Genomic DNA, 4,034 nt, shown 5'->3' on the forward strand with positions numbered 1-4,034 from the left:
GTGCAAGAAGGGTTCAGGCAGGTATTCCAAACGAGTGAAGGTACGGCAAGCAGTGTGTTTTCCAATTCCACTTACGCTAAATATAATATGGCAGGTAAAACAGGAACAGCACAAGCTGCTAGATCCAATTTGTTAAACAAAACCTTAATCGGATATGCTCCCCACGATGATCCTGAAGTCGCTTTTTCTGTTGTAACTCCATACTTGGGAAATGATACGCCCACCACCGGTGTGAGTAATAAGATCGGCGCACGTATAGGAAAAGCTTATTTTGATTTAAAGGAAGAAAGGGAAAAAGAAGGTATCGAGGCACCACCATCTGAGCAAAACACTGAAGAAACAGGGGAAGAATAATTATCTATATTGTTAAAAGGCTAACCGAATCCCTTTCGGTTAGCCTTTTTTTATGCTTGAAAAAATAAAAAACGATAAAAATCGACCAATTTACAAAACCTTTACGTTTGATTTATATGTACTTAAAACTCTTTCTTTAATATATAAAATGTGAGTTGGTCAAGCCGGCATCACATAATACTTGTTTAGAAATAGGGGGAGAAAGAAATGAAAAACTTTAAAAGTTTAGCACTAATGTTTGCATTTGTTTTAGTGCTTGGAGTACTTGCTGCATGCGGTAGCTCTGGCGAGGAGTCAGATGGAGAAGGTAACGGCTCAGAAAGCGCAAGCGAGGAGTCAAGTTCAGAAGGTTCCGAATCTGAAGGTAGTGAAGGTTCTGCGTCTGGTTCAATCGTAGTTGGGGGATCCAGCGCGATGCAGCCACTAGCTGCAGCTGCGGCAGAGAAATTCATGGAAGAGAACCCTGAAGCGCAAATTAATGTTCAAGGTGGAGGTAGTGGTACTGGTTTAAGTGAAGTTGCTCGCGGAAACTTTGACATTGGTAACGCCGACTACTTTGCAGAAAGCAAAGAAGACATTAATGCTGATGAACTTGTAGACCACAAAGTAGCAGTAGTAGGCATGACAGCAGCTGCACATCCAGAGGTGGGAGTAGACAACCTTTCTAAAAAGGATCTTAAAGCTATTTTCACTGGAGAAATCACTAACTGGTCTGAAGTTGGCGGAGCGGATCAAGAAATCGTTCTTGTTAACCGTCCTGATGGATCAGGTACTAGAGCTACATTTAATAAATTTGGTTTAGATGGAGAAACTCCAGCAGAAGGAATTACAGAAGATTCCTCAAACCGTGTTAAAAAGATCATTGCTGAAACAAAAGGCGCTGTAGGTTATTTGGCTTTCTCTTACTTCACAGATGAATCTGTTAATCCGCTTAATATTGACGGAGTAGAAGCTACAGATGAAAACGTTCAATCTGGAGAATTCCCAATTTGGGCCTATGAGCATAGCTATACAAAAGGTGAACCAGAAGGTCTTGAAAAAGAATTCCTTGATTACATGATGAGTGATGAAATTCAAAACAACTTGGTTCCCGAGCAAGGATATATTTCTTCTACTAAGATGGAAGTAGAACGTGATGCCGAAGGAAATGAATCAGAAAAATAAAGATATTCTCAATGCACCTTAAATAATTGAGGGAGGTAAATGCTTAAAGTATTTACCTCTCTCTATGTTATTGTTCAAAAGGAGGAGACACGATGGAAGAGAGAAGTCATAATTCAAACAATTCTCATCGGTTACTGAGGGGGAGCAATTCAGCGTTAAAAAGTAAAGAAAAAGGTCAATTAATAGTTAAACTTTGCGCTTTTTTAATTATAATTTCTACTATTTCTATTACAGTATTTTTAGGGTATAAGGGTTTACAATCGTTCATAGCATTTGATGCAAATCCTTTAACCTTTCTAACCAGTATTAATTGGGAACCAGGATCTAATGCAAGTGAAGGCGGCTATGGGGCTCTTCCTTTTATTATTGGGTCTTTTGCTGTTACTTTTTTGGCTGCTCTTGTGGCAGCACCAATTGGAATCGCAAGCGCAATTTTTATGACTGAAATTGCAAAGAAATATGGGCAAAAGGTTTTGCAGCCAGTTATTGAAATCCTCGTAGGTATACCTTCTGTGGTGTACGGCTTAATTGGGGTAACAGTAATAGTTCCAATTATTAGACAATATATTGGCGGATTGGGATTCAGTTTAATTGCTGGTACTATCGTGGTCGGTGTGATGATTCTTCCAACTGTCACCAGCATATCTGCAGATGCGATTAAATCAATTCCAGCTGAAATGAAAAATGCATCATACGCCCTAGGCGCAACCAGATGGCAAACTATTTATAGAGTAATTATTCCAGCAGCTTTACCTTCATTAATGACAGCAATTGTCTTTGGTATGGCCCGAGCGTTTGGTGAGGCCTTAGCTGTTCAGATGGTAATCGGAAACTCTACAGCTATTCCGCAATCTTTATTGGACCAAACAGCTACTCTCACTTCAATTATTACTTTAGGGATGCCTCACACTACGTACGGTAGTTTTCATAATAATTTGCTTTGGTCGCTTGGTTTAATATTATTGATTATGTCTTATGTTTTCATAATCTTTGTGAGATATCTGTCCAGTAGGAGGAAGATCTGATGAATAGACGAATTACTGATAAGATTGCAACTGGCTTTTTTATAACATGTGCAGGAATAATGGTAGTGACTCTGGCATTATTACTAGGGTACATTCTTGCTAATGGGTTAAAAGAGGTGAGTTGGTCCTTTCTAACAAGTGATGCAAGTTCAGTAAATGCTGGCGGGGGAATTAAAAACCAATTATGGAACTCATTCTATCTGCTAATACTAACTTTACTCATTTCAGCACCTCTTGGAGTATTAGGAGGGATTTATCTTGCAGAATATGCAAAACCAAATAAACTTACTCAAGTTATCCGGACTAGTGTAGAAGTTTTGTCATCCTTACCTTCTATTGTAGTAGGGATGTTTGGCTTACTAGTATTTGTTCAATGGTTTAACATGGGATACTCAATTATTGCTGGTGCGTTAGCATTAACAGTGTTTAATCTTCCGATTATTGTAAGGGTTTCTGAGGACTCAATAAGATCTATTCCACCTACTGTGAAACATGCTAGTCTCGCCTTGGGTGTGAGCCATTGGCATACAATTAAGACAGTATTAGTTCCGGCTGCTTTCCCCGGAATTTTAACAGGAATATTATTGTCTGCAGGACGTATATTTGGCGAAGCAGCTGCTCTATTATTTACTGCTGGCCTATCATCGCCTAACTTAAGTTTTCAGACTTGGAACCCGTTTGATAATAACTCACCGTTAAATCCATTTAGATCAGCAGAAACATTATCTGTTCATATTTGGAAAGTGAATTCTCAAGGAATTATGCCTGACGTTGATGAAATAGCAAATGGCTCTGCGGCCGTTCTTATTCTATTCGTGCTGGCTTTTAATTTAATTGCAAGAATTTTAGGAAGTTATATTTATAAAAAATCTAGTGGTACTAGCTAAGGAGGAAATTTCATGAGTAAGGTTGAAGCCCAAGTTGCCGCTAAAAATAAAACAGTTTTGGAAGTTAATGATTTAAGTATATACTATGGTGAGACCCGGGCTGTTAACAGTGTTTCTATGCCCATCGAAGAAAATAAAATTACAGCTTTAATTGGACCTTCTGGTTGTGGAAAATCCACATTTCTTCGCTCTTTAAATAGAATGAACGATTTGATCCCGGCATCCAGGGCTGAGGGTAAAGTGATGTATGACGGGATCAATATAATTGACGATAATGTGAGTGTGGTAGATTTAAGAAAAGAAATTGGGATGGTTTTCCAAGAACCAAACCCATTTAATAAACCTATATATGAGAATATCACTCACGCTTTAAAATATAATGGAATCAAAAATAAAGAGAAACTGGACAATATTGTAGAGCGATCTCTGAAGCAGGCTACCTTGTGGGACGAAGTGAAAGACCGTTTGAACAAATCAGCAAAAGCCTTGTCCGGCGGGCAGCAGCAAAGACTTTGTATAGCGAGGACACTTGCATTACAGCCTAAAGTTTTGCTTTTAGATGAGCCTACTTCAGCTCTAGACCCAATTTCCAATTCTAAAATAG

5 protein-coding genes are annotated in these 4,034 nt (G+C 38.7%); all 5 read left to right on the forward strand.

The window, feature by feature from the left end; genetic code table 11:
* Nucleotides 1-354, forward strand: a 354-nt coding sequence (locus WAM07_RS16725; RefSeq protein WP_422168546.1) for a penicillin-binding transpeptidase domain-containing protein, incomplete at its 5' end; no start/stop codon positions are given.
* A gap of 207 nt (nt 355-561) precedes the next feature.
* Nucleotides 562-1,518, forward strand: coding sequence for a phosphate ABC transporter substrate-binding protein (locus WAM07_RS16730; RefSeq protein WP_422168547.1), 957 nt, complete (start codon nt 562-564; stop codon nt 1,516-1,518).
* A 92-nt stretch (nt 1,519-1,610) separates the two neighbouring features.
* Nucleotides 1,611-2,543 carry a phosphate ABC transporter permease subunit PstC gene (gene pstC / locus WAM07_RS16735; RefSeq protein WP_422168548.1) on the forward strand — a complete coding sequence of 311 codons (933 nt, stop codon included), beginning with the start codon at nt 1,611-1,613 and terminating at the stop codon, nt 2,541-2,543.
* On the forward strand, nt 2,543-3,430 hold the full coding sequence (pstA, locus tag WAM07_RS16740) for a phosphate ABC transporter permease PstA (protein ID WP_422168549.1): 888 nt from the start codon (nt 2,543-2,545) through the stop codon (nt 3,428-3,430). Before pstC ends, pstA begins: the two co-directional genes overlap by 1 nt.
* A 12-nt stretch (nt 3,431-3,442) precedes the next feature.
* Nucleotides 3,443-4,034, forward strand: a 592-nt coding sequence (locus WAM07_RS16745; RefSeq protein ID WP_422168550.1) for a phosphate ABC transporter ATP-binding protein, incomplete at its 3' end; no start/stop codon positions are given.

The sequence above is a fragment of the Halobacillus sp. genome (genome assembly GCF_049282395.1).
Classification (GTDB): Bacteria; Bacillota; Bacilli; order Bacillales; family Halobacillaceae; genus Halobacillus.

What these genes read in the sequence shown, in the direction of transcription:
- pstC (WP_422168548.1), top strand. Translation starts at nt 1,611, where the DNA reads ATGGAAGAGAGAAGTCATAATTCAAACAATTCTCATCGGTTACTGAGG.
- pstA (WP_422168549.1), top strand. Translation starts at nt 2,543, where the DNA reads ATGAATAGACGAATTACTGATAAGATTGCAACTGGCTTTTTTATAACA.
- WAM07_RS16730 (WP_422168547.1), top strand. Translation starts at nt 562, where the DNA reads ATGAAAAACTTTAAAAGTTTAGCACTAATGTTTGCATTTGTTTTAGTG.